Origin of the sequence: Novosphingobium sp. ERN07, assembly GCF_012641335.1 — a bacterium.
In the GTDB taxonomy this organism is placed as follows: domain Bacteria; phylum Pseudomonadota; class Alphaproteobacteria; order Sphingomonadales; family Sphingomonadaceae; genus Novosphingobium.
The window spans coordinates 71,142-94,777 of the sequence record NZ_JABAID010000009.1; the positions used below are offsets into that span (position 1 = coordinate 71,142).

Annotated in this window: 27 protein-coding genes; 10 read left to right on the plus strand and 17 right to left on the minus strand. The window is 62.4% G+C overall.

From position 1 onward, the window contains the following. The first annotated feature begins 1 nt into the window (after position 1). Positions 2-1,330 (plus strand): MFS transporter, encoded by a 1,329-nt coding sequence (locus HGI47_RS13375; protein ID WP_168853268.1) that lies wholly within the window; start codon positions 2-4, stop codon positions 1,328-1,330. On the opposite strand, the gene HGI47_RS13380 is transcribed toward HGI47_RS13375, so the two are convergent. The 5 genes from HGI47_RS13380 to trpB form a co-directional block, all read right to left on the minus strand. Continuing rightward, the gene (locus HGI47_RS13380; protein WP_168853269.1) at positions 1,331-2,638 is read right to left on the minus strand and encodes a folylpolyglutamate synthase/dihydrofolate synthase family protein; all 1,308 of its coding nucleotides are present in this window, start codon (positions 2,636-2,638) and stop codon (positions 1,331-1,333) included. Positions 2,639-2,746: 108 nt separating this feature from the next. Further along, a complete protein-coding gene (gene accD, locus HGI47_RS13385; RefSeq protein WP_168853270.1) occupies positions 2,747-3,598 on the minus strand; it encodes an acetyl-CoA carboxylase, carboxyltransferase subunit beta in 852 nt (283 codons plus the stop codon). Beyond that, positions 3,595-4,395: a tryptophan synthase subunit alpha gene (trpA, locus tag HGI47_RS13390; protein ID WP_168853271.1), complete on the minus strand. Its 801-nt coding sequence runs from the start codon at positions 4,393-4,395 to the stop codon at positions 3,595-3,597. The genes accD and trpA overlap by 4 nt, the downstream gene beginning before the upstream one ends. A gap of 10 nt (positions 4,396-4,405) precedes the next feature. Continuing rightward, positions 4,406-4,840: a hypothetical protein gene (locus HGI47_RS13395; protein ID WP_168853272.1), complete on the minus strand. Its 435-nt coding sequence runs from the start codon at positions 4,838-4,840 to the stop codon at positions 4,406-4,408. A 20-nt stretch (positions 4,841-4,860) separates the two neighbouring features. Next, entirely contained in the window at positions 4,861-6,075 is a 1,215-nt protein-coding gene (trpB, locus tag HGI47_RS13400; protein ID WP_168853273.1) for a tryptophan synthase subunit beta, read from the minus strand. Between the two features lie 376 nt (positions 6,076-6,451). Here trpB and HGI47_RS13405 point away from each other — a divergent pair, with 376 nt between their 5' ends. Beyond that, entirely contained in the window at positions 6,452-6,913 is a 462-nt protein-coding gene (locus HGI47_RS13405) for an outer membrane protein (protein WP_168853274.1), read from the plus strand. 76 nt (positions 6,914-6,989) lie between these two features. Here the strand turns inward: HGI47_RS13405 and HGI47_RS13410 are convergent, their stop codons facing one another. From HGI47_RS13410 to radC, 8 genes are all read right to left on the minus strand, one after another. Continuing rightward, positions 6,990-7,634, minus strand: a complete 645-nt coding sequence (locus tag HGI47_RS13410) for a phosphoribosylanthranilate isomerase (RefSeq protein ID WP_168853275.1) — start codon at positions 7,632-7,634, stop codon at positions 6,990-6,992. Between the two features lie 44 nt (positions 7,635-7,678). After that, positions 7,679-8,431, minus strand: coding sequence for an SIMPL domain-containing protein (locus tag HGI47_RS13415; protein ID WP_168853276.1), 753 nt, complete (start codon positions 8,429-8,431; stop codon positions 7,679-7,681). Between the two features lie 69 nt (positions 8,432-8,500). Next, the gene (locus HGI47_RS13420) at positions 8,501-9,004 is read right to left on the minus strand and encodes a GNAT family N-acetyltransferase (protein WP_168853277.1); all 504 of its coding nucleotides are present in this window, start codon (positions 9,002-9,004) and stop codon (positions 8,501-8,503) included. Between the two features lie 4 nt (positions 9,005-9,008). Beyond that, complete coding sequence (gene pyrF, locus HGI47_RS13425; protein WP_168853278.1) at positions 9,009-9,683, minus strand: orotidine-5'-phosphate decarboxylase; 675 nt, start codon at positions 9,681-9,683, stop codon at positions 9,009-9,011. After that, on the minus strand, positions 9,680-9,994 hold the full coding sequence (locus HGI47_RS13430) for a lipopolysaccharide assembly protein LapA domain-containing protein (protein ID WP_168853279.1): 315 nt from the start codon (positions 9,992-9,994) through the stop codon (positions 9,680-9,682). Before HGI47_RS13430 ends, pyrF begins: the two co-directional genes overlap by 4 nt. Before the next feature lie 132 nt (positions 9,995-10,126). Beyond that, positions 10,127-11,443 carry an adenylosuccinate lyase gene (gene purB, locus HGI47_RS13435; RefSeq protein WP_168853280.1) on the minus strand — a complete coding sequence of 439 codons (1,317 nt, stop codon included), beginning with the start codon at positions 11,441-11,443 and terminating at the stop codon, positions 10,127-10,129. 107 nt (positions 11,444-11,550) lie between these two features. Next, a complete protein-coding gene (locus tag HGI47_RS13440; RefSeq protein ID WP_168853281.1) occupies positions 11,551-13,434 on the minus strand; it encodes an acyltransferase family protein in 1,884 nt (627 codons plus the stop codon). A gap of 69 nt (positions 13,435-13,503) precedes the next feature. Beyond that, on the minus strand, positions 13,504-14,241 hold the full coding sequence (gene radC / locus HGI47_RS13445) for a DNA repair protein RadC (RefSeq protein ID WP_168853282.1): 738 nt from the start codon (positions 14,239-14,241) through the stop codon (positions 13,504-13,506). An 86-nt stretch (positions 14,242-14,327) separates the two neighbouring features. On the opposite strand from radC, the gene HGI47_RS13450 reads away from it, so the two are divergent. The 8 genes from HGI47_RS13450 to HGI47_RS13485 all read left to right on the plus strand — a co-directional run bounded on the left by HGI47_RS13450 (position 14,328) and on the right by HGI47_RS13485 (position 21,023). After that, the gene (locus HGI47_RS13450; RefSeq protein ID WP_168853283.1) at positions 14,328-17,579 is read left to right on the plus strand and encodes a YdbH domain-containing protein; all 3,252 of its coding nucleotides are present in this window, start codon (positions 14,328-14,330) and stop codon (positions 17,577-17,579) included. An 80-nt stretch (positions 17,580-17,659) separates the two neighbouring features. Then, a complete protein-coding gene (locus tag HGI47_RS13455; protein WP_370521718.1) occupies positions 17,660-17,842 on the plus strand; it encodes a YnbE family lipoprotein in 183 nt (60 codons plus the stop codon). A 29-nt stretch (positions 17,843-17,871) separates the two neighbouring features. After that, positions 17,872-18,270: a YdbL family protein gene (locus HGI47_RS13460; RefSeq protein ID WP_168853284.1), complete on the plus strand. Its 399-nt coding sequence runs from the start codon at positions 17,872-17,874 to the stop codon at positions 18,268-18,270. Between the two features lie 221 nt (positions 18,271-18,491). Further along, a complete protein-coding gene (locus HGI47_RS13465; RefSeq protein ID WP_168853285.1) occupies positions 18,492-18,812 on the plus strand; it encodes an AtpZ/AtpI family protein in 321 nt (106 codons plus the stop codon). Positions 18,813-18,851: 39 nt separating this feature from the next. Then, entirely contained in the window at positions 18,852-19,634 is a 783-nt protein-coding gene (locus HGI47_RS13470; protein ID WP_168853286.1) for a F0F1 ATP synthase subunit A, read from the plus strand. Positions 19,635-19,679: 45 nt separating this feature from the next. Next, positions 19,680-19,907 carry a F0F1 ATP synthase subunit C gene (locus HGI47_RS13475; RefSeq protein ID WP_011444975.1) on the plus strand — a complete coding sequence of 76 codons (228 nt, stop codon included), beginning with the start codon at positions 19,680-19,682 and terminating at the stop codon, positions 19,905-19,907. 74 nt (positions 19,908-19,981) lie between these two features. After that, a complete protein-coding gene (locus tag HGI47_RS13480; RefSeq protein WP_168853287.1) occupies positions 19,982-20,476 on the plus strand; it encodes an ATPase in 495 nt (164 codons plus the stop codon). Further along, a complete protein-coding gene (locus HGI47_RS13485; RefSeq protein WP_168853288.1) occupies positions 20,469-21,023 on the plus strand; it encodes a hypothetical protein in 555 nt (184 codons plus the stop codon). The genes HGI47_RS13480 and HGI47_RS13485 overlap by 8 nt, the downstream gene beginning before the upstream one ends. Positions 21,024-21,103: 80 nt before the next feature. Here the strand turns inward: HGI47_RS13485 and HGI47_RS13490 are convergent, their stop codons facing one another. The 4 genes from HGI47_RS13490 to gloB all read right to left on the minus strand — a co-directional run bounded on the left by HGI47_RS13490 (position 21,104) and on the right by gloB (position 23,537). After that, on the minus strand, positions 21,104-21,391 hold the full coding sequence (locus HGI47_RS13490) for a type II toxin-antitoxin system RelE/ParE family toxin (protein ID WP_168853289.1): 288 nt from the start codon (positions 21,389-21,391) through the stop codon (positions 21,104-21,106). Beyond that, the gene (locus tag HGI47_RS13495; RefSeq protein ID WP_168853290.1) at positions 21,388-21,636 is read right to left on the minus strand and encodes a type II toxin-antitoxin system ParD family antitoxin; all 249 of its coding nucleotides are present in this window, start codon (positions 21,634-21,636) and stop codon (positions 21,388-21,390) included. Before HGI47_RS13495 ends, HGI47_RS13490 begins: the two co-directional genes overlap by 4 nt. A 64-nt stretch (positions 21,637-21,700) precedes the next feature. After that, positions 21,701-22,729, minus strand: coding sequence for a LacI family DNA-binding transcriptional regulator (locus HGI47_RS13500; RefSeq protein ID WP_206066192.1), 1,029 nt, complete (start codon positions 22,727-22,729; stop codon positions 21,701-21,703). Positions 22,730-22,772: 43 nt separating this feature from the next. Next, entirely contained in the window at positions 22,773-23,537 is a 765-nt protein-coding gene (gene gloB, locus HGI47_RS13505; protein WP_168853291.1) for a hydroxyacylglutathione hydrolase, read from the minus strand. Positions 23,538-23,636: the final 99 nt, after the last annotated feature.

Here is a 23,636-nt window from a genome sequence, read left to right on the forward strand (position 1 = left end):
GATGACCGCAGACACCTCCAGCCCGCGTGGCGTGATGGCCTCGGTGCGGCCCTATCTCGAAAAAGAATCGCTCGCAGCCTTCTTCCTCGGGATGTCGTCGGGGTTTCCTTACGCGATGATCGGCGCGACGCTGACGACGCGGCTGGCGCAGGATGGGATCGACAAGAAGACCGTTACGGCGTTCACCCTCGCATTCCTTGTCTATAACCTCAAAGTGTTCTGGGCATGGTTGGTGGACGGCGTGCGCCTGCCACTGCTGGGGCGGATGGGGCGGCGCGTTTCGTGGATGCTGCTCGCAGGCGCGCTGGTCATGGCGGCTGTTGCCAATCTGGCTCTGGTCGATCCGGCTGCGGATATCGGCGCTACCGTACTGGCGGCGGTGCTGGTTGGCGTGGCCGGAGCAACGTTTGACATCGTGATCGATGCCTATCGCATCGAAACGTTGAAGCCCTATCAACTCGGCACCGGATCGGGGATGAGCCAATATGGCTGGCGCATTGGATCAGCCGGGGCTGGCGCGTTGGCATTAGTGGTGTCGGCCCGATATGGCTGGACATCGGCCTACCTGTTTTGCGCGCTGTTTGCGGTACCCGCCATGTTTACCGCGCTGGTTCTGGGTGAACCGGCACGCCATCGCGATCCTGCGTGCAAGAAGGGCGTGGGCGAAGTCGTCGCCTCGATCATTGGCCCGTTTGGTGAATTCTTCCGCCGCAATGGCGCGTGGTTGGTCCTGCTGTTCATCCTTGTCCACAAGGTCGGCGATACGCTGGCCAATCTGACCTTCCGCCTGCTTTTCAACGATCTTGGCTTTACCAACGACGAGATCGCCATTTGGGATGTGGGGGTCGGCTTCTGGGCCTATCTGATCGGCATTTTCATCGGTGGCGTGGCCTATACACGCATGGGCCTGAAGCGTTCGGTGCTGCTCGCGCTCGTCCTCATGGCCATTTCGAACCTGTCGTTTGCGGCACTGGCGGCGGCGGGCCATTCGAATCTTGGCATGGCAGGGGCCATCGGGTTCGAGAACATGGCTTCGGGCTATGGCGGCGTGGTCGTCGTCGCCTACTTCTCGGCGCTGTGCGACTTGCGCTACACGGCTGCGCAATATGCGCTGATATCGGCCAGCGCGAGCGTGGTGGGGCGTTTTGCCACCGGTACTACCGCGGGCGCGCTGATCGAAGCTATGGGCTATGTGAACTTCTATCTGCTCACCACCGTGCTGGCCGTGCCCGGCGTTGTGCTGTTCTGGTGGATGGGCCGTAGCGGACTGGTCGACGCTGCGATGGGCACCGCAGGCGAGGACAAGGCGGAAACCGATCCCTTCGCCTGATCAATCGGGTATTTCGTTGTTGAGCCTCAGGACTTCGCCCGCCAGATAGAGCGAACCGGCGATGAGCACGTCGCCGTCGCTCGGCAGGGCGGCCAGCGCCTCGGGCACGGTGCCGAAGCTGCGGACGGGCAGGCCGGTGAAAGGCGCGAAGTCTTCGGGGCGGTGCGCTTCATGCCCCGGTGCAGGAACGACGGAGAGCGAGAGCGCGCGGTCTGCCAACGGTGCGAGGATCGCGGAAGGATCCTTGTTCGCCAGCATTCCCATGATCAGATGCACCGGCGGTTGCGATGCCAGATGGCGCGCGATGGCGTGGCCCGCGTCGGGGTTGTGGCCACCATCCAGCCACACGGTGCGCGTGCCCGCAAGGTCGGTCAGCGGCCCAGCTCCAAGCCGCTGCAATCGCGCAGGCCAGCGCGCCGCGACGATGCCATTGCGCATCGCTTCAGGGGATATCGCCAAGGCCGACTGGTGCCGGATCATCGCCACGGCCAGCGCCGCATTCTCGGCCTGATGCTCCCCCGGCAGAGCGGGGAGGGGAAGCGTCAGGGTGCCCGTTGCATCATTGTATTGGATGGTATCCGATATCTGCGCATTCCAGTCCCGTTCACGCATCATCAGTGGCGCGCCGATCCGCCTTGCGGTTTGGGCAACCGAATCGGCGGCGACCTGAGGATAGGCCATCGTCACCAGTGGTACGCCGGGCTTGGCGATGCTTGCCTTCTCAAAGGCGATGCGAGCGAGCGGCTCTGTCGGTACGCCCTCTTCCGGGGCCAGCAGAAACGCCTCATGGTCCAGCCCCAGCGTGGCTATGCCGCAGACGGCTGCCGTGGGCATGACGTTGGTCGCATCCAGTCTACCGCCCAGTCCCGTTTCGAGCACGCAAGCATCTGCCGGGGTGCGCGCATAGGCAAGGAACGTGGCGACGGTCGTTACCTCGAAGAAGCTCGGCTCAAGCCCTTCGCCAGCATCAAGCACTTCCTTCAGCAATGATGCGAGAAGCTCGTCTGCGATCAGCTCTCCCGAGATGCGGATGCGTTCATTGTATCGCACCAAATGCGGCTTCGTGGCGGAATGGACCGTAAGGCCCTGCGCTTCCAGAATGTAGCGCAGGTAGGTGCAAGTCGAACCTTTGCCGTTCGTCCCGGCGACATGGAAGACAGGAGGGAGTTGGTCCTGCGGGTTGCCGAGACGCGCGCAGAGTTCTCGCACGGTGTCGAGACCCAGGCGCCCGGATGGAAGCGACAGCGCGCCGAGGCGATCAAGCTGGGCCTGAACATCGGCATTTTCCGATATTGCGAAGTCCTTCAAGGAACCCCTCCGTCATTGGCTTTGCCAATGCCACCTCCCCATTTGCACTTCGTGAAAACGGGGAGGATTTCTGCCTGATCCTCTCGCGAAGCGGGTGGTGGAAGGGCGTTAAGCCGCCGCCTTCGCCGCCATCAGATAGTCAATGATTTGCGCCAGCGTGCCTTTCAGATCGCGGCGGTGGGTCACCATATCGACCATGCCGTGCGCGTGGAGATACTCCGCACGCTGGAAGCCTTCGGGCAGCTTTTCGCGGATCGTGTCCTGAATCACGCGCTGTCCGGCAAAGCCGATGAGTGCGCCGGGTTCGGCAATTTGGACGTCGCCCAGCATGGCATAGCTGGCGGTGACGCCGCCGGTGGTGGGATCTGTCAGGACCACGATATAGGGCAGCCCCGCCGCGTGCAGGCGGGCAATCGCCACTGTGGAGCGCGGCATCTGCATCAGGCTGAGAATGCCTTCCTGCATGCGCGCGCCGCCCGCAGCGGTGACTGCAACGTAGGGGCACTTCTCGCGCACCGCACGCTCACATCCGGCGACGAAGGCATTGCCCACGGCCATGCCCATCGATCCGCCCATGAACGCGAATTCCTGCACCCCCACAACGGCCTTCTGGCCCTCGATCTTGCCGAATGCGTTGGTCAGTGCATCGGCATGAGGGTTGCTTGCGCGCGCGGCTTTCAGGCGGTCGACATACTTCTTGCTGTCGCGGAACTTGAGCGGGTCTTCCTTGACCTTGGGCGCGGGCAGAAGTTCGTAGCCCGCGTCAAGCAACTGGTCGAGCCGCGCATCGGCGCCGATGCGGCCGTGATGGTCGCAATGCGGGCAGACCGAGAGGTTGTCCTCATACTCCTTCGTGAACAGCATCTCGCTGCACGAAGGGCACTTGATCCAAAGGTTGTCCGGCGTGTCCCGCTTCGGCGTGAAGGGGAGGGCGTTGCGGACCTTGTTGAGCCAGCTCATGCGATTTCCTTGCGGGCAGAGTGGACGGCAGCGGCAAGCGCGGCGGTGAGTTCTTTCACCGGCCCTGCGGCATCCGCGCCATGCTTTGCGACGAGATCGATGAAGGCCGAACCGACGACGACGCCATCGGCAACCTTGGCGATGGCCCCGGCCTGTTCGGGCGTGCGCACACCGAAGCCAACCGCGACCGGGATCGTCGCGGAAGCCTTGATTCGCGCCACCGCCTCGTCGATCGAAGCCTGCGCCGCTTGCTGCATACCGGTGATCCCGGCGACCGAGACGTAATAAAGAAAGCCCGATGAGCCTTCGAGCACCGCAGGGAGGCGCGCATGGTCGGTCGTCGGCGTGGCGAGGCGGATCAGCGAAACGCCCGCATCGCGCAGCGCAGGGCCGAGTTCGGGGTCTTCCTCAGGCGGAATGTCCACGCAGATCACGCCATCGACGCCCGCCTTCACGCATTCGGCGGCGTACCAGTCCGCCCCGCGAATGGTCATCGGATTGGCATAGCCCATCAACACCAGCGGCACTTCGGGATGGCGCGCGCGAAATGCGGCGGCGATGCGGAAGATATCAGCCGTGGTGGTGCCCGCACCCAGCGCACGCAGGTTGGCAAGCTGGATCGCCGGGCCATCGGCCATCGGATCGGTGAAGGGCATCCCCAGCTCGATCACGTCCGCACCGCCTTCGACGAGCGCGTCGAGGATCGACGCCGTCGCATCGGGCGTGGGGTCGCCACCGGTGACGAAGGTGACGAGGGCAGGGCTGCCCTTGGCGAAGGCGTTTGAGAGGCGGGTCACCGAATGTAACTCATTTTCCAGCACGTATCCATTTGAGCAAAAAGTGTAGCGCCAAAATGGCGGTAGGTATTCCTATAAGAAAGGAAACGAAGTAGGCCCAATCGCCCTCGCTCCATCCGCAGTCATAATAGCAATACTCATCATCTTTGAGGTAGAGCCAACTATAGATTGTCCAACCGGGCAGCCAGATTAGGATCAATGCTGTGGTAAGTCGGCCTTCTTTGGTCTCAAGAAAATCCTCAAATAACATTCTGGCAAGGCTGAACTCGTCGACTGAACGGTAGCCCATCTTGCCGCCGCCAATTGCAGCGGCAATTATCATCAAACCCCAACCGGCACCACGCGGGGAAAACTGGTGGTCGGTAATGGAATTTATCAGATAGAGAGCCCCACCTTCCATAGCCAAAACTGCCCCGGCGAAAATGGCAGCGAACAGCAATGCCATACTCAGCCGGGCGACCAATATCACAACGAAACCCCCAGATGCTCCGCGACGGAGAAGATGTCCTTGTCGCCACGCCCGCACAGGTTGGCGAGGATGATCTGGTCTTTGCCCATCGTTGGTGCGACCTTCTTCACCGCTGCAATGGCGTGGGCGGGCTCCAATGCGGGGATGATGCCTTCGGTGCGGCAGAGCAACTGGAAGCCGTCCAGAGCCTCCTTGTCGGTCACCGAGGTGTAATCGACGCGGCCGATTTCCTTGAGCCACGAATGTTCAGGTCCGATGCCGGGGTAATCGAGGCCAGCGCTGATCGAGTGGCCTTCGAGGATTTGGCCGTCATCGTCCTGCAGCAGATAGGTCTTGTTGCCGTGGAGGATGCCGGGACGTCCGCCTGCAAGCGACGCCGCGTGCTCCTTGTCCAGCCCGTGCCCTGCCGCTTCCACGCCGAGCATCCTCACGCTTTCATCATCAAGGAACGGGTGGAACAGGCCGATGGCATTGCTGCCGCCGCCGATGGCTGCCACCAGCAGATCGGGCAGGCGACCGATGCGGCTGAGCATCTGCGCGCGCGCTTCCTTGCCGATCACGCTCTGGAAATCGCGCACGAGTTCCGGGTAGGGGTGCGGGCCTGCGGCGGTGCCGATGATGTAGAACGTGTTGTGCACGTTGGCGACCCAATCGCGCAGCGCCTCGTTCATCGCATCTTTCAGTGTACCAGCGCCCGCCGTGACGGGCACGACCTCGGCGCCGAGCAGCTTCATGCGGAACACGTTTGGCTTCTGCCGCTCAACATCGGTCGCGCCCATGAAGATCACGCAGGGCAGGCCAAAACGCGCGCAGACGGTGGCGGTGGCCACACCGTGCTGGCCCGCGCCGGTTTCCGCGATGATCCGCGTCTTGCCCATGCGCATGGCCAGCAGGATCTGGCCGATGCAATTGTTGATCTTGTGCGCACCGGTGTGGTTCAGTTCATCACGCTTGAACCAGACCTGCGCGCCGCCCAGTTCCTCGGTCAGTCGAGGCGCGAAATAGAGCGGGCTGGGGCGGCCAACATAGTGCTCCAGCAGATCGTCGAATTCGGCCTGAAATGCCGGGTCAGCCTTGGCTTTGCGGTATTCGGCTTCCAGATCGAGGATCAGCGGCATCAGCGTTTCGGCAACATAGCGCCCACCGAACTGGCCGAAGTGGCCACGATCGTCAGGCTGGTTGCGGAAGCTGTTTGGAGTCTGCGCGTTCATAGCGCCGCGCTTGGCAGAGGGCGCGGCGCTTGTCCAGATTTGCAAAGTGCCAGCCTTTGGGGCAGGGGGGCGATGCTGCATTGCGGAAACCTGCATGCGCCGTTCATCTTGCGGCAATCTCGCGCAGTCTAGATCGGCTTTGCAACGTCGTGAAGGCGGCTCCGAAAGGGGTCGCCTTTTTGCGTTATAATAATGACCAAATAAATCTCACAAGTAACTAACTTTGTTAGTTTGGCTAATGTTGCAGCTATGTCACATTTTTGTAGTGATATGCTTGTGCAGTGATTTTCGTCATTGTCACCGCGTTGGCGCGAACCTACCTGACGCCCTGCCCACTTCGCAAAGAAGGGGCCAAAAAAGTCAGGAGTACAATAATATGCGTCTGGTTCTTATCTCGCTCGCCGCTTCGCTCGTTGCGGCTACCCCGGCTCTTGCCAACGAAGCCCGCGTCGAAGCCCGTGGCGGCATCGTGTGGAACAGCACCGACAGCGAAGAAATCGCTGGTGTGGCTGCTGGCTACGATTTCGATCTGGGTGAAACCGCATTCGCCGGTGGCGAAGTTTCGGCTGACAAGCTGCTGACCGATGGTACCAAGGTTACCTTCGGCTTTGCAGCACGCGCTGGCGCGAAGATCGGTGAAGCCGGCAAGCTCTATGGCATCGGCGGCTACAACACCGAAAACTGCGACGGTTGCGAAGGCGCATGGTCGCTCGGCGCTGGCTATCAGCACTCGTTCGGGAAGTTCTACGCTAAGGCTGAATACCGCCACTTCTTCCCGGACAACGCGCTGTTCACCGACACCGATGCTGCCATCATTGGCCTCGGCGTGAAGTTCTGATTGATCGCGTCTCCAAACACGATCGGAACTGATGGCGGGCGGCTTCCTTCGGGAGGTCGCCCGTTTTCGTTTGAAGTCAGGCGTTGCGCGCGTTGAAGCAGAAGGTGCGGATGCGGTCGGCATTTTTCACGCCCGGCCCGATTTCCACGCCCGAAGATACATCTACCAGAGCGGCTCCCGTGCTACGCGCGGCATCTGCGACGTTTTCCGGTGCAAGTCCGCCAGCAAGGCCCCAGCCCAATGGGCCTTTGTAGGACCGAAGCAGCGTCCAGTCGAAAGCCAGCCCCAGTCCGCCGGGCAGGGCAGCACCTTTGGGCGTCTTGGCATCGAACAGCAGGAAATCGGCGGCGGTGGCATAAGCATCGGCCTTGGCGACATCCCTTGGACTTGCAACGGATATGACCTTCCACACCGGTTTGCCAAAACGTGCGCGCAATGCTGCGACGCGCGCCGGATCTTCCTTGCCGTGAAGCTGGATCGCATCAAGCCGGGCTGCCACAATGGCATCGGCCAAAAAGGCATCGTCGGCATCGACGAAGACACCGACCCGCGTGAGTCGACCTTCGGCCTGCTCTGCGAGTGCTGGTGCATCATCCAGCTTCAGAAAACGCGGTGAGGGGGGGAAGAAATTGAACCCGACATGGGTCGCCTGTGCGCGAATCGTGGCATCGAGCGCATCGGGGGTGGTGACCCCGCAGATCTTGATCATCGGTCCGGGCATAGGCGGCGCGTTACGGGTAACGCGCCGCCCCTGTCAATCAAGGCTCAAGGGGCCAGTTCGTAGCTGACGTTAACCGTCACGGTCATTTCCAGCTCGCCAGCAGCAACCGGCGAGGACTTAGGCGCAGAGGCCATCTCTGCCCGCGCGAAGAGGACCGGGGGCTGCGGCGGTGCCCAACCGGCGTTTTCGCTGATCGAAAGAATGCGCACCACGCGCAGGCCTGCAGCCTTTGCATAGAGGTCTGCCCGCGCGCGCGCCTTTTTCATCGCTTCGATCCGCGCCTCATCAAGCGCGCCATCGGGCGAATCGATCTGGAAGGCGGGGCCGTTCACCTGATTGGCCCCTGCCGCAACCAGCGTATCGATCACCTTGCCATACTGGTCGAGCTTGCGCTGACGAACTGAAACCTGGTTGCTGGCCTGATAACCGATGATTACCGGGTCGCCCTGTTCATAGGAACCATCGGGCAGGCGCTTGGGCTGGCCATAGACCGGATTGACCGAAAGATTGCTGGTCTGGATATCGCGTTCGGCAATGCCAGCCTTGCGCAGCGCTGCGATCACCGAAGTCATGCGCTGCGCGTTCTCGGTCAGCGCTTCGCCTGCGGTCTTGCCTTGCGTAGTGACGCCGGCGGTGAACACGGCAAGGTCTGGCGTGCGTGCCGATTTGCCTTCTGCGGCGATGTTCAGCAGCGTATTTCCTGCGCTGACGACCGGACCGTTCGACATGACCTGGGCCTGCGCTGCAAGAGGAACGAGGGCCGCTGCCGCGGCGGCGAAAAGGAACATGCGCTTCATGTGGGGTATCTCCCGTAAGTGCTATTGCCGCCGATCTGGGCGCAGAGACGTTACAGGGCGATGAACCGTTCAGCGCAGGCTTCGTTCCAGCACGGCCATGCGGTAACGATTGCCGTCACCATAGGGGAAGGGGCGCATCTTGCCCGTGCGGGCATAGCCGCGCCGTTCGTAGTATGCGATCAGGTCGGTCCGCGCGTCGATCACGGTCATTTCCATGATAGTGGCCCCAAAGGCCTCGACCGCAAGGTCTTCGGCATCGGCGATCAATGCGCGGCCAAGCCCTTCCGCCTGAAGGTCTGGATCGACGCATAGCATTCCGAGATAGGCCCGACTGGCACCCAGATTGCGAATGGTGACCGTACCAGCCAGCTTCCCGTCGATCCGCGCCACAAGAACACGCGCATCTGCATCCCCAATAGCATCTGCGATTTCGGCGTCGCTGGTGCGCTCGTCGTCGAGCAAGTCTGCTTCGTGCGTCCAGCCCCGTTTCGCGCTTTCGCCGCGATAGGCGCGTTCGACGAGCGCCCTTAATGCTGGTACATCGCCAGCCTCGGCAAGCCGGAAGCGGATCATCGGATCAGAGCGTGCCTTCGATTGCGCGGGCAGCGGCCACCGGGTCTTCCGCGCGGGTTATTGGGCGACCGATGACGAGGACGCTGGCCCCGGCATCACGGGCGGCGCGGGGGGTGACAGACCGCTTCTGATCGCCCAGCTTGCCGTCGGCGGGGCGCAGGCCGGGCACTACGAAGTAGCCGTTCTTCCAGCGTTTGTGGATCGCACCCACTTCATGTCCCGAACAGACGATGCCGTCCAGCCCGGCTTCCTGCGCCAGATCGGCAAGGCGGAGTGCCTGATCATGGGCGGAACCGCCCACGCCCATCGCGCCCATATCGGCATCGTCAAGGCTGGTAAGGACGGTAACCGCAACGACCTTGCAATGTTCGCCCGCAGCAGCCTTGGCATCTTCCATCATCGCGCGTCCGCCCGATGCGTGGACGGTGACGATGGCAGGTTCCAGCACGTGGATGGACTGCATCGCGCCCGCCACCGTGTTCGGAATGTCGTGCAGTTTCAGGTCGAGGAAAATCGGCAGGCCTGCCTTGGCCACTTCATGCACGCCGTGGTGTCCGTGCGCGCAAAAGAACTCCAGCCCCAGCTTCAGCCCACCGACGTGACCCTTCACCTTTTGGGCAAGGGCAATCGCTGCGTCGAGGCGCGGCAGGTCGAGGGCAAGGTAGATCGGGTTGCTCACGGGGTCTCGCTCTTGGTTTCCGCAGTTTGCGCGGCTTCGAGGTTGGTGGAGGTCAGCGATGGGGCCGTTTTCGCGGTCAACTGCGTTTCCAGATTGGCGATCCGTCGCAGCAACCGCCAGCGCGTGGCGCGATAGAGCAGCCATGTGGGAACAAGGCCTAGCAGGAACGCCAGAATAACCAGCGCGGGCAGCCGTGTTTCCAGCAGCAGGCCTTCCCAGATACGCACTTCGACAGGGTGCCAGTTGGCGGCGGTGAAGGCGGCCAGCAATGCAATGACGAGAACCCAGAAAATCGTGCGCAGCATTGTCATGCCTTTCGCTCCGTAAGCCACCCGTCCTGCGGCGATGCTTAAGGCAGGTTGGCCTGCTTGGCGAGTCCCCCCGCGCTTTGCGATGTCCCGCATCATGCACCCCTGCGCAGGCAGGGGCGCAAGTGGTGTGGATCAGGCCGCGCCAAACACCCGTGCGAAGATCGTGTCGATGGCCTTGAAGTGGTAGTCGAGGTTGAATTTGTCCTCGATTTGCTGCGCGGTCAGCGCCGCAGCCACTTCTTCGTCAGCCTTGAGCAGTTCCATCAGGTTCAACTGCCCGTCCGATTCCCACACCTTCATCGCATTGCGCTGCACCAGACGGTAGGCGGTGTCGCGCTCAAGTCCGGCCTGCGTCAGAGCCAGCAGCACGCGCTGCGAGTGGACAAGGCCGCCCATCTTGTCGAGGTTCTTCTGCATACGCTCAGGATAAACGACCAGCTTGTCGACCACCGAGGTCAGACGTGCGAGCGCAAAGTCGAGCGTGATCGTGGCGTCCGGGCCGATGAAGCGTTCGACCGAAGAGTGCGAAATATCGCGTTCGTGCCATAGCGCCACGTTTTCCAGCGCCGGGGTCACCGCAGAACGCACCATGCGGGCCAGACCGGTGAGGTTTTCGGTCAGAACCGGGTTGCGCTTGTGCGGCATGGCCGACGAGCCTTTCTGGCCGGGCGAGAAGTATTCTTCGGCTTCCAGCACTTCGGTACGCTGCAGGTGGCGCACTTCCACGGCAAGGCGTTCGATGCTGCTGGCAATCACGCCCAGCGTTGCGAAGAACATCGCGTGGCGATCACGCGGGATCACCTGCGTCGAAACCGGCTCCACTGCCAGACCCAGCTTCTCGGCCACATATTCCTCGACCGAGGGATCGATGTTGGCAAACGTGCCCACCGCGCCCGAAATCGCGCAAGTCGCAACTTCCGCGCGTGCCGCCACAAGGCGGGCGCGGCAGCGGGTGAACTCGGCATAGGCTTCGGCCAGCTTCTTGCCGAATGTGGTCGGCTCGGCATGGATGCCGTGGCTGCGGCCGATGGTCGGCGTGTACTTGTGTTCGAAAGCGCGGCGCTTGATTGCCTCCAGCAGGGCATCAAGATCGGCTAGCAGCAGATCCGATGCGCGCGCAAGCTGCACGCTGAGCGTGGTATCGAGCACGTCGGAGCTGGTCATGCCCTGGTGCATGAAGCGCGCTTCGGGGCCGACCTGCTGCGCCACCCAATCAAGGAACGCGATTACGTCGTGCTTGGTCACGGCCTCGATCGCATCGATGGCGGCAACGTCGATGGCGGGGTTGGTTGCCCACCAGTCCCACAGTGCCTTGGCGCCGCTTGGCGGTACGACGCCCAGTTCGCCTAGCTTCTCGGTGGCGTGCGCTTCGATCTCGAACCAGATGCGGTAGCGGGCTTCGGGTTCCCATATCGCGGTCATCGCGGGGCGGGCGTAACGGGGGACCATGTTCGACTCCGATGCAGTTCTTGGCGCTTGGCTTATGCCGGGGCCGCTAGGGAAGGGGGCGCGCAATGGCAAGGGGCAACACGCCTCGTGGCATGATCACGCCGTAATCACAGAGCCGGAAAATCCTCGGCGAAGCGTTTGACTACAGCTTGGGCGCTCCATTCGCTAAGGTGGGTCCAGTCGTGGTAGACCGCCTTGCCCTGCCGCATCAGCGCGCAGCCCTTGGCATCGCACAGCACTTGCGCCGGATCGAAATAGCGGGTGCCGGGCAGACGTGTGGCCTCAGCGGCGAGCAGTGGGTTGATGCGATGGCCTTCGGCCCGCTCGCGGGGATAGGACGCCGGGCAGGCGATGTTGATATAGGCAAGGCACCGCAAATAGCCGCCCTCCATTGCATCGCCTGCTGCGGCAGCGGTCGGTGCGTTGGCGATGATGATCAGGCGCGTGGACGGCGGCAGCGTGGCCCGCACCTGTTCGATGCCTTTGGCCACGGCTTTCCAGCCAGCCTCTGACGAGCGGCCCACACTTTTCAGCGTGGCCGTGTTGAACATTTCGCGCTCCCAGCGTTGTGCCCAGATGATCGTACCGATCTTCCGGTCCCGGACGATCCGGGCGAGTCGATCCGGCCGACTGGCGCAGTCTTTCGCCATGTCCGAACGGTCGCGAAAGTTGGTGAGTCCGGGCAGGCCCAGGCAGCCGGGTGAGGTCAGCAGGGCACCTTCGCCATAGCGTTCGGTCAGGGCCGGGAAATATTGGCGCGCAAAGCTGTCGCCATAGACGATGTAAAGCAGCGGCGCGTTGCCGGGCGGAATGATCTGCCACACCCGTTCACCGGGCGGCGCGTGATTGCCCAGCGTTGCGCTGACCGGCGCGCTGCGCGGCTCCAGCTTGCGCCAATGCGCGGCAAGGCCCGGCACCAGCACGGCGGCCAGCATCGCACCGCACCCCAGCACCAGCGCCATCGGATTGCGTAGTGCCCGCCCGTTTCGCACGGGGCGCTCCACCAAATGATGCGAAGCGAAGCCAAGCAGCACGGCCAGCGTCACCGTCCCGCCCACGATCCACAGTGGCGGTTCACCCAGCCACACATAATCCAGCGTTGCCAGAAGCGGATTGTGCCACAGATAGATGCCATACGACGATGCGCCGATGGCCGTCAGCGGCGCAAGGCTCAGTAGCTTGCCCGCCAGGTTTGCGGGGGCAGCATGGCGCAGCACCAGCGCTGCGCCGCTCACCGGCAGCAGCAGTGCCCATCCCGGAGTCGTTGCGGGTGTGGCCAGAACATAGCCCGCGAATATCATCGCCAGGCCTGTCAGTGCAGCCCATCCGCGCGGACGGGCCGCAGGCAGAATGGCGCAGATCGCGCCTGCCAACAGTTCCCAAGCTCGCGTTGGTAGGGCAAAAAACGCCAGTGCCGGATCGTATGCTCGGACAAGCAATCCTGCCGCGAATGAGGCCAGTGCCAGCGTCGCAAAAGCCATCAGCATTGCGCGGCCAGTGTTCAACGAAAGTCGGGTGCCGAATTTGAGCAGGGCCAGCACCAGCAGTGGAAACACGATGTAGAACTGCTCTTCCGCTGAAAGCGTCCACAAGTGCAGCAGCGGCGCAAAGCCCTCGTCGTCGTCGAAATAGCCGGTCTTTTGCGCAAACAGCATGTTCGCCACGAAGAGTGCGCTGGCAATGGTCGCTTGGCCGAGCTTGCGAAAATCTGGCGGGATCATCGTGGCCCAAGCCAGCAATAGGCTGGCCAGCAGCACCGGAAACAGCGCGGGCAATATACGGCGCGCGCGTCTTTCGTAGAAGTGGAACAGGGTAAAGCGCTGCTGCGCCACATCGTCCAGAATGGTGCGCGTGATCAGGTAGCCGCTGATCACGAAGAACACGTCCACACCGGCAAAGCCGCCGCCCAGAAGCGGCACCCAGGCGTGGAACAGCACGACCGGGATCACTGCGATCGCGCGCAGCCCTTCGATTTCACGCCTGTATTGCAAGTGCTGCCCGCCAATGCCCTGTTGATCGGCACAGTGGCGGATCGTTGGGGGCGGCGCAACCGGCTCGCTTCAGATCAGGCCTTTGGCCTTCAGTGAGGTATGACCTTCGCGTCCGATGATAATGTGATCGTGCACCGTCATGCCCATCAGACGTGCCGCTTCCATGATCTTTTGCGTAATCTGAATATCCGCACGACTCGGCTGGGGAGAGCCGGAAGGGTGGTTGTGGACAAGGATCATCGCTGCCGCGCCCACATCTAGCCCCTTCTTGATCACTTCGCGCGTGTAGATCGGGCTTTCATCAAGCGTGCCGTCACCGACCAGATGATCGAGAATCAGCAGGTTCTGCGAATTGAGATAGAGTACGCGGACCCGCTCCACATTCAGGTGGGCCATGTCGATGTGGAGATAGTCCAGCAGCGCCTGCCAGTTTGATAGTACCGGCTGTTCGCGCACTGTCGTTCGCGCAAGGCGCCGTGCGGCCAGCGCCACGATGTGCAGCGCCGCAGCACTGGTTTCGCCCATATTCGGATGCAGTGCCAGCGCTTGGGGATCGGCGTTCAAAACGCCGGCGAGACTGCCGAAGCGCTGCACCAGCGATCTTGCGATAGGCTTGGTGTCGATGCGCGGGCGCACCACCATCAGCAGGTATTCGATCACCTCGTGATCGGCCAGCGCATCGTCACCGCCCGACATCAGCCGTTTGCGCAGCCGCGCGCGATGGCCGCTAGGATCTGCGCCGTCGAACGACGATTTTCCGCCGTTTGCAGCGTTCTGTTCAGGAAAGAGTCGGGTCTGGTCGGCCATTCAACTCCTCGCGGGCACCGAAACGGGGCCAGTGCGTTCAACGCCGTGCATTGCCCAAGCTGCGGGAGTGCGCAAGAAGGGGGCAGATGGCAGATCGTTTCGAAATGGCGGAAGTCGGCGCCGGGGCAGGTGTCGATCCTGCGCCAAAACCTGCGCGCAAGTGGCGGCGTGCCGGTCTGTCTGTGCTTGCCGTCATTGCCGTGGCGGGGGGCGGTCTGTGGCTGTCGAAGGAACGGTTGGCGGATCGAATCATCCTCAGCCAGCTTGAAGCCTATGGCCTGCCTGCAACTTATGAGATCGAAAGCATCGGTCCCGGCCAGCAGGTGCTCAAAAACCTCGTCGTGGGTGATCCGAAGCGTCCAGACCTTACCGTCGAACGCGTGTTGGTTGCGATCCGCTACCGTTGGGGCACCCCCGTTGTCAGCGGGGTTACGCTCGTCCGGCCAAGGGTTTACGGGCAATATCTGAATGAAAAGTTGAGCTTCGGTACACTCGACAAAGTGCTGTTTGCTCCCAAGACAGACGATGCGCCTTTCGCCCTGCCAGCGCTTGATCTCAGGATCGAGGATGGACGCGGGCTGATGCTGACGGATTATGGCAAAATCGGTCTTGCGCTCGAAGGGCGGGGGCAGTTGCAGGACGGCTTTGCCGGAACGCTGGCGGCGGTCGCGCCAAACCTTGCCATGTCCGGCTGCACAGCCGGAAAGGCCGATCTGTTCGGCAGGATCTCGATCCGTGAAGCACGGCCCTCACTTTCAGGCCCGCTGCGTCTGGCAAGCCTGAACTGTGATGGCAGTGCCCACAGCGGTCCTTTTACCGCGCAGTTGGATGCCATTGCCGACAAGGATTTCGCAGGACTGACCGGCAATGTTGCCTTGCGCGGACAGAAACTGGCATTCCCCGGCGTGTCGGCAGAATCGCTCGCGCTCGACACGCGCCTCGCGTTGCGTGATGGTGCGGTCACCGGTCGGGTGCAGGCCAACGCGGGCGGCGTTGTCAGCGATGGCGTGCGCTTCGGCCTGCTTGGCGTGGACGGCGCGATCCGTGCGCGCGATGGTTTTGGCAAGTCGGAATTTCGGGGCGCATTGCAAGGTGAGGGGCTGCGCCAGGGCGCTGGCCTTGTCAGCGCTCTGGACTCCGCCCAGCGTAGTGCCAGCGGCACGCTGCTGGCCCCGATGCTGGCGCAGATGCGCCGCAGCCTTGGTCGGGAAGAACGCGGCAGTCGCCTGACGGGCGAAGTCACTTTGCGGCACAATGGCGATGCGCTGTCGGTGGTGATCCCACAGGCGCAGCTGACCGGCGGCAGCGGGCAGGCGCTGCTCACGCTCTCGCGCTTCCAGCTTGCCAGCGGCGGCAAGGTAAATGGTGACAAAGATGGCCCGCCGCTTTTCGCTGGCAATATCACGACTGGCGGTGCGGGTCTTCCGCGTATCACCGGGCGGATGGAGCGCGGGCGCGCAGGGCAGGCCCTGTTCCGCCTGACGATGGCACCGTGGCGGGCAGAGGGCGGCGCGCTTGCCATCCCGGAAATGATGATTGCGCAGGTGCCTGATGGTTCGCTCGGCTTTTCCGGCACCGCGCAGATTTCTGGCGCAATTCCGGGCGGTTCAGTCCAGAACCTCGTCCTGCCTGTCAACGGTAGCTATGGTGCGCGGGGAGAGCTTGCGCTGTGGAAGCGCTGCGTCAGCACACGCTTTGATCGCCTTGTCGTCGGTAGCGTTGCGGTGGACGGCAACACGCTGGCACTGTGTCCGCCGGGCGGCTCTGCCATCGTGCGCAATGGGTCTGCGGGCTTGCGACTCGCTGCAGGAACGCCGGGGCTGGAACTCACCGGTAGCCTTGCCGACACGCCGGTTCGGGTGAAGACCGGCGCTGTCGGTTTCGCATGGCCAGGCACGCTCGCCGCCAAGGCTGTGGAAGTCACGCTCGGCCCGCCCGAAACCGCCTCACGCTTTCGCCTTGCCGATCTCGACGCGAAGCTGGGCAAGGACTTCACCGGCAATTTCGGTGGGGTTGAGGCCAGCCTCGCGGCAGTCCCGCTCAACATCGCCAATGCATCGGGCCAATGGCGTTTTGCTGGCGGTGCGCTGACGATTTCAGGCGCCGGCTTTAACCTGACCGACCGGCTCGACCCTGCCCGGTTCGAGATGCTGCGCAGCGAAGGTGCAACGCTCACGCTGGCCGACAATCGCATCACCGCCAATGCCTTGCTACGCGAAGCGAAGACAATGCGCGAAGTCGGCTCTGCCGCGATCCGCCACGATTTGTCTACAGGTACAGGCCACACCGATCTCGCCGTGCCCAATCTGGTGTTCGACAAGGGCTTCCAGCCCGCGCAATTGACTCGCCTTGCGTTGGGCGTCGTCGCGAATGTCGAAGGCAAGGTTACCGGCACCGGGCGCATCGACTGGAACTCGCGCACGGTCACCAGCACCGGCAATTTCGGCACTGACAGTATGGACCTTGCCGCCGCGTTCGGCCCGGCGAAGGGCCTGAAGGGGCGCATCGCATTCACCGACCTGCTCGGCATGGTCAGCGCGCCGCACCAGAAGGTTACCGTCGCCTCGATCAACCCTGGTATCGAAGTGAACGACGGCGTGATCGATCTCACCCTGCTACCCGATCAGGTCCTGCGCCTCCACGATGCGCGCTGGCCCTTCCTGGCCGGGACGCTGGTGCTCGAACCAACCGATCTTCGCCTCGGCATTGCCGAAGCGCGGCGCTACACGCTTACCGTCAACGGCATCGATGCCGCCAAATTCATCGAGAAGATGGAACTGGGCAACCTTGCCGCCACCGGCACGTTCGACGGCCAGTTCCCGCTGGTATTCGATGCCAATGGCGGCCGGATCGAGGAAGGCACGCTCGTTTCCCGCGCGCCCGGCGGCAACGTGTCCTATGTCGGCGCACTGACCTATGAAAACATGGGGGCGATGGCGAACTTCGCTTTCGACGCGCTCAAATCGCTGGACTACAAGACGATGGCCATCGCCATGCGCGGCGATCTCGAAGGCGATATCGTGACGAACGTAAAGTTCGACGGCGTGAAACAGGGCGCTGGCACCAAACAAAACTTCATTACGAAGCAGGTGGCCAACCTGCCGATCCAGTTCAACGTCAACATTCGCGCGCCGTTCTACCAGATCATGACATCGTTCAAGGCGATGTACGACCCGGCCTTCGTCAAGGACCCGCGCACGCTCGGGCTCGTCGATGCGCAGGGCCGCGCCCTTCAACGCTTCGGAAATGGCGTGCGCCCCGGCGGTACCCCGGTCATCGTGCTTCCCGGACAACAACAAAACAACATTCAGCCTGCAGAAAGCGGAAACATGCCATGAGGAACCCGGAATTGACCCGATCCGCGAACCCTGCAACGAGAGGCAGCATGGGGAACGGATCAAATTTCAGGCATCGCGCCTTGCTCGCGCTGCCGCTGATGGGGGCTTTGGCCATGATTGGCGCAACGACCGGCTGCATTTCGGTGAACGCACCGGACAAGCCGATCGTGATCGAGCTCAACATCAATATCAAGCAGGAGGTCGTGTACCGGCTCGCGCAGGATGCGAACGCCACGATCGAAAGCAACCCGGACATCTTCTGATGGACGGCGTGACTTTGAGGACGGAAACGATGACCAAGGTTTCAATGCGCAAGAGCCTCGCTGCACTGGCTGCAACCGGCCTGATGCTGGGCACTATCGCCGTACCCGCCACCGCGCAGAACCGCGATCCGGCTTACGCCGCCGCTCGCGCTGCCGGGCAGGTGGGTGAAAAGATGGACGGGTATCTCGGCTACGTGACGCCGCCTGCGCCAGCACTTCGCGCCGTGGTCGAAGATATCAACATCAAGCGCAAGGCAGTCTATGCCGAAAAGGCACAGGCCAACAAGGCGACGGTCGAGGAATACGCGCTCACCTCAGGCTGTCTGCTCATCTCGCAGACCAAGCCAGGTGAGAAATATCAGGCACCGGACGGGTCTTGGCAGACGCGTAGTGCAGGTGCGCCGCTGCGCGATTCGCGCTGCCCGTAAGGAAATATTCCGCATACGAATCGCCAGCGGTAAACGCTGGCTTTTGCGCCCTTCCTCGCAACTGCGTAGAAGGGCGTTCGCTTTTGCACTCATACCTTGGATCAGCCACGATCTGTTACGGTTGACTCAGGGATACCCCCCGCCTAAGGGGACCGCGCCCTCGGCGGTCATCCGTCGTTTGTGCTGCACTTTCGGTCGGGCAACTGATCAGGGGAACTGGCATGAATGATGAACCGTCCGGGATGGAGCCTATCGGTGAGGATGCGCGGATCGACGCGCTCGACAAGCGGCTGAAAGCCCTTCGAGAGCGTGAAGAGGAGCGTAACCGGCCAAAGGCAGGCGGTGAAACCGATGCGAACTATCGCATGGGCAATCGCGTGCTGGCGGAGCTGATCGGGGGTCTTGTAGGTGGCGCGTTCATCGGCTGGGTCATTGACCAGTTCGCCGGAACAAGCCCCTGGGGGTTGCTGGTGATGTTGTTCATGGGGGTCGTCGTGGCATTCCGCAACATCATCCGAATTTCGAGTCGGCGCCCCGAATAGGGCGCTGTTGTTGTATTCGAGTGAGACGGGGTTAAGCGCGTGGCCGAAGGCAAGGTCGATCCGGTTCACCAGTTCACGATTGAATCCCTTTTCGGGACCGAGAACTGGGCCATCGGTGGTTACAACATCGCGTTCACCAATTCGGCGCTGTGGATGGCGATCACCACTGTCGTTCTCGTGGCTTTCGTGGCGGGCGGCGCAAAGCGCCAGCTCGTTCCGGGCCGCTGGCAGATGGCAGTCGAAGGGCTGACCGGCTTTGTTGACAACCTGCTTCAGGCGAACATCGGGAAGGCCGGGCGCAAGTACCTGCCGTATGTCTTCTCGCTGTTCGGGTTCATCCTTTTCGCCAATTTGCTCGGTCTGCTGCCGCTTGCTCTTGTCGGCCTGCACCCCTTTACGCCGACCAGCCACTTCACCGTCACCGGTGTTCTGGCGATCATGAGCTTTGCGATCGTGCTCGGCGTCGGTTTCGCCAAGCATGGCCTGCACTTCTTCTCCCTTTTTGTGCCGCACGGCACGCCCGTCCCGATGATCCCGATCATTTTCCCGATCGAGCTGATCTCGTTCATGGTGCGTCCGTTCAGCCTCGGCCTGCGTCTCTTCGTGGCGATGATGGCCGGGCACGTGCTGCTCGAAGTGCTCTCTGGCTTCGTCATCTCCGGCACCAACGCCGGGGTGGGGACGTTCTTCCTCGCCGCCGTTCCCAGCTTCCTGCTGATGATCGGTATCTGCGCGCTGGAACTTCTGGTGGCAGGCATTCAGGCTTATGTCTTTGCCCTGCTCACCTGCGTCTATCTGAACGACGCCGAGAACCTTCACTGATACCCGCAACATTTTCCCATACGGAATTGAAAAGGAGTTTTTGACATGGACGCAGAAAGCGCAAAGCTGCTCGGTGCTGGTCTCGCCGCTGTTGGCGCCGGTCTCGCCTCGCTCGGCGTGGGCAACGTGTTTGCCAAGTTCCTCGAAGGCGCGCTGCGCAACCCTGGCGCCGCTGACGGCCAGCAGGGTCGCCTGTTCATCGGCTTCGCCGCTGCCGAACTTCTGGGCCTGCTCTCGTTCGTCGTCGCGATGATCCTGATCTTCGTTGCCTAAGGCAAACGAAGCTCACTGATTGTTGAAATGCTGGCCGGGGTCCGCCCCGGCCGCCTGACGCCCGGACACCCGCGATGCCTCAGATTGAACAGCTTGCCACCACCTATTCCAGCCAGATCTTCTGGTTGCTGGTGTTCTTCGGCATTGTCTTCTTCGTGATCGGCCGGGGCATGCTGCCCAAGGTCGTCTCCACGATGGACGGCCGCGACAAGCAGATCGCCGACGACCTTGCCGCTGCCGAAGCAGCACGCGCCGCCGCCGATGCCGAGGAAGAGGCATGGCGCGTCCAGGCGAACAAGCAGCGCGCCGAAGCGCAAAGCCTCATCGCTGCTGCCAAAGCAGAAGCGGCCAAGGCTACCGACGCCAAGCTCGCTGCTGCCTCGGCTCGCATTGACGAGACCGTGACTGCCGCCGAAACCCGCATTGCTGCTGCCCGCGCTTCGGCGCTGGGCGAAGTGGAAGGCGTTGCCGCCGAAGCCGCGCAGGATATCGCAAGCCGCCTTGCCGGCCTGTCGATCCCCGCTGCCGAAGCGCAAGCCGCCGTGAAGGGAGTTCTCGCAAATGGCTAATCATGCCGAGACGACCGCCGTCGTCGAGCACGAACCGGCTGGCGGCGAACACCACGTCGAACCTTCAGCACTGGGCCTTGCGCCGGGTGCGTGGGTGGCGCTCGCCATGCTCATCTTCCTTGGCATTCTTGTCATGAAGAAGGTGCCCGGTGCCATCGTCGGCGGTCTCGACAAGCAAATCAGCGCGATCCGCAAGCAGCTCGATGAAGCCAAGGTGCTCCGCGCCGAAGCCGAAAAGCTGCGTGCCGAATACGCGGCCAAGATTGCCAACGCCGAAAAGGACGCGGCGTCGATGGTCGAACACGCCAAGACCGAAGCCGCCGCGATTGTCGCCAAGGCCGAAGCTGACGCTGCCACCACCATCACCCGCCGCGAAAAGATGGCATCGGACAAGATCGCCGCTGCCGAACGCGCTGCCATTGATGATCTGCGTGCCAAGGCTGCCGAAGCGGCAACTGCCGCTGCACGCAACCTGATCGCTCAGAATCACTCCGCCGGAGCCGACAAGGCGCTGGTCGATGATGCCATCGCCGGTCTGGTGAACTGATCGCATAACTCGCGTTTCAGGCCTGACACAAAACAAAACCCCTTCCGGTGAAAGCCGGGAGGGGTTTTGTTTTGTGGGCTTTACAGGTGCCGGTCGACGTCTTGCTTGGCGTGCAGGACACGGATGACAGTCACTTGCTTGGTCGTCATGCGGTAGTAGATCATATGTGCCCCGCTACGGAGTTTGAACATTCCGTCTTGAGCAATTGTCATGCGGCCAATTTTTCTTCCGTCCGCCAGTTGGCGGCAAGCGTAACGCAGTTCTCGCGCATAGCAGTCAGCCTGTTGTGCTCCCCAGTTGGCGGAGGAATAGCGCCATATTCTCGCAAGATCAGCGACTGCAGCCCGAGAAAATTCAAGAACCCTCACTCAGCGTTATGCTCTCGGTTCATCTCACTCAAAAAATCATCAAAGTCGAAATCTTCGGCGATCCCAGATTGCTCGCCTTCGATCAGTGCATCCTGCAGTGCTTTGAACTTCGCTTCGTGGTCTTCCAGCATTCGAAGGCCTGCGCGCACCACATCGCTGGCCGAACCATAGCGACCGGTTTTCACCTGCGCGGAAATAAAATCGGCAAAATGGTCACCGATGGTGACAGAGGTGTTGCGCGGCACAAGCTACCCTTTCAAAAGGCAAGTACCAAAAAGTAATACATATCAGACTGCGGGGCAACCCGCCTCAAGGCCGCGTAGATCCCCGGATCACCAGCCTCACCGGCACGCGCCGCCCTGACCCTTCAGTTCCGTTGATCTTCGCCAGCAACTGCTCCACCAGCAGCGCGCCCGCCATCTGGAAGTCCGGCTCGATCGAGGTGAGGGGAGGGGTCGACCATGCGCCTGCCCGGATGCCGTCGAAGCCGATGATGCCCACTTGATCCGGGATGGCATATCCACGCGCCGTCAGCTCCTTCAGCGCGCCCAGCGCCATCTCGTCGCACACTGCAAAGATCGCGTCGAAGGCCTCGCCGCTTTCCGTCAGCGCAATCGCCGCAAGCCGCCCCTGTTCCTCGCGCGCCAAGCCGCTGTCCACCTGTTGCAGGCGCGGCTCCAGCCCGGCAGAGCGCATCGCTTCGGCATAGCCCTCATAGCGCTCCTGAAACTGGCGTTGCGGCGATGTGGCGGAACCGATGCACACGATTTGCCGGTATCCCCGTACCAGCAGGTGCCGCGTCGCCAGCGTCGCGCCCGAAAGGTTATCGCTGCGCACCCAAGGCATGTCGTTGTCGGGCGACCCCCAGCAGGTCCAGTGCGTGCCCTGCTGCATGTCGCGGAAATAGTCCCACGCGGCGGTGTTGGTGGTCGTGCCGATCACGATCATGCCATCGGCCTTGCGGCGTTCCTGAAAATGCCCCCAGAAGTTCTCAGGCGCATCCTGAAACGCGACCAGCGTTTCATACCCGCGCGCGGATGCCGCCGCGCAGGTGCTGCCCAGCAGCGAGAAGTAGAAGGGGTTGATGTCCTTGCGGTCCTGCGCCTCGCGGCAGATCATCACCACCGCCAGCGTGCCCGTGCGCCCGCGCCGCAGCCGCGCCGCGTTTTCATCCACTTGATAGTTCAGCCGCCGCGCGGCTTCCATCACGCGCTGGCGTGTCGGCTCGCTGATCGATGTGTCACCGGCCAGCGCGCGGCTCACGGTTGATTGGCTCACGCCCGCCGCTTCGGCCACGTCGAACGACGTTACGCGGATGATCTTCCTGTCGCTCGGCAATGCGCTTCCCCCAAGGTCAACTGACGCTTTAGCAGGATCGGCGTCAGCGGAAAGTGTCCTTGGCGGTGCGCAGTGCGGCAAATGTCTGTTCGGGCGATTCTCCACCCCACCGCGCAGCCATATCGGCATCATCAGCCCGCAGGAACGGATTGGCGGTCAGTTCTGCGCCCAGCGTCGTCGGCACGGTCCACTCGCCACGCGCGCGCCGCGCTTCCACCCCATCGGCATAAGCGTGCAGCGCCGCATTGTCCGGGTCTGCAAACACCGCAAACCGAGCGTTGGCCTGCGTGTACTCATGCGCGCTGTAGAGCGTCGTCTCGGATGGCAGAGCCTTCAACCGTGCAAGGCTCGCCCAGAACTGGTCCGGCGTTCCCTCGAACATGCGCCCGCAGCCCAGCGGAAACAGCGCATCCCCCACAAACGCCACCACCGCCGCTGGCAGGTGATATGCAATGTGCCCCAGCGTGTGCCCGCCCACTTCGATAACCTGCGCTGAAAACGCCCCCAGCGCCACCGCATCGCCGTGCGCCACCGTCCGATCAACGCCCGCAATCTTCGCTGCATCCCCCGCAGGAGCCACGATCACGCACCCGGTCGCCGCCTTGATTGCTTCGTTCCCCCCTGCATGATCGGGATGCCAGTGCGTGTTCCAGATCTGCGTGATCTTCCACCCCTTCGCCTCGGCCTCACGCAGATAGGCCTCGGCATCCGGCGTATCGATGCACGCCGTCTCCCCGCTCGCAGGGTCGTGAACGAGGAAGCCATAGTTGTCGGACAGGCAGGGGAACTGGTGAATTTCTAGCGTCATGCTCCAGCTTTAGCGCTGCACCACCACAATGCAAAGCGCGCCACAAAGCAAAAGCCCGCCCGGATCGCTCCGAGCGGGCCTTGGTTTTGCTTGTCCCTT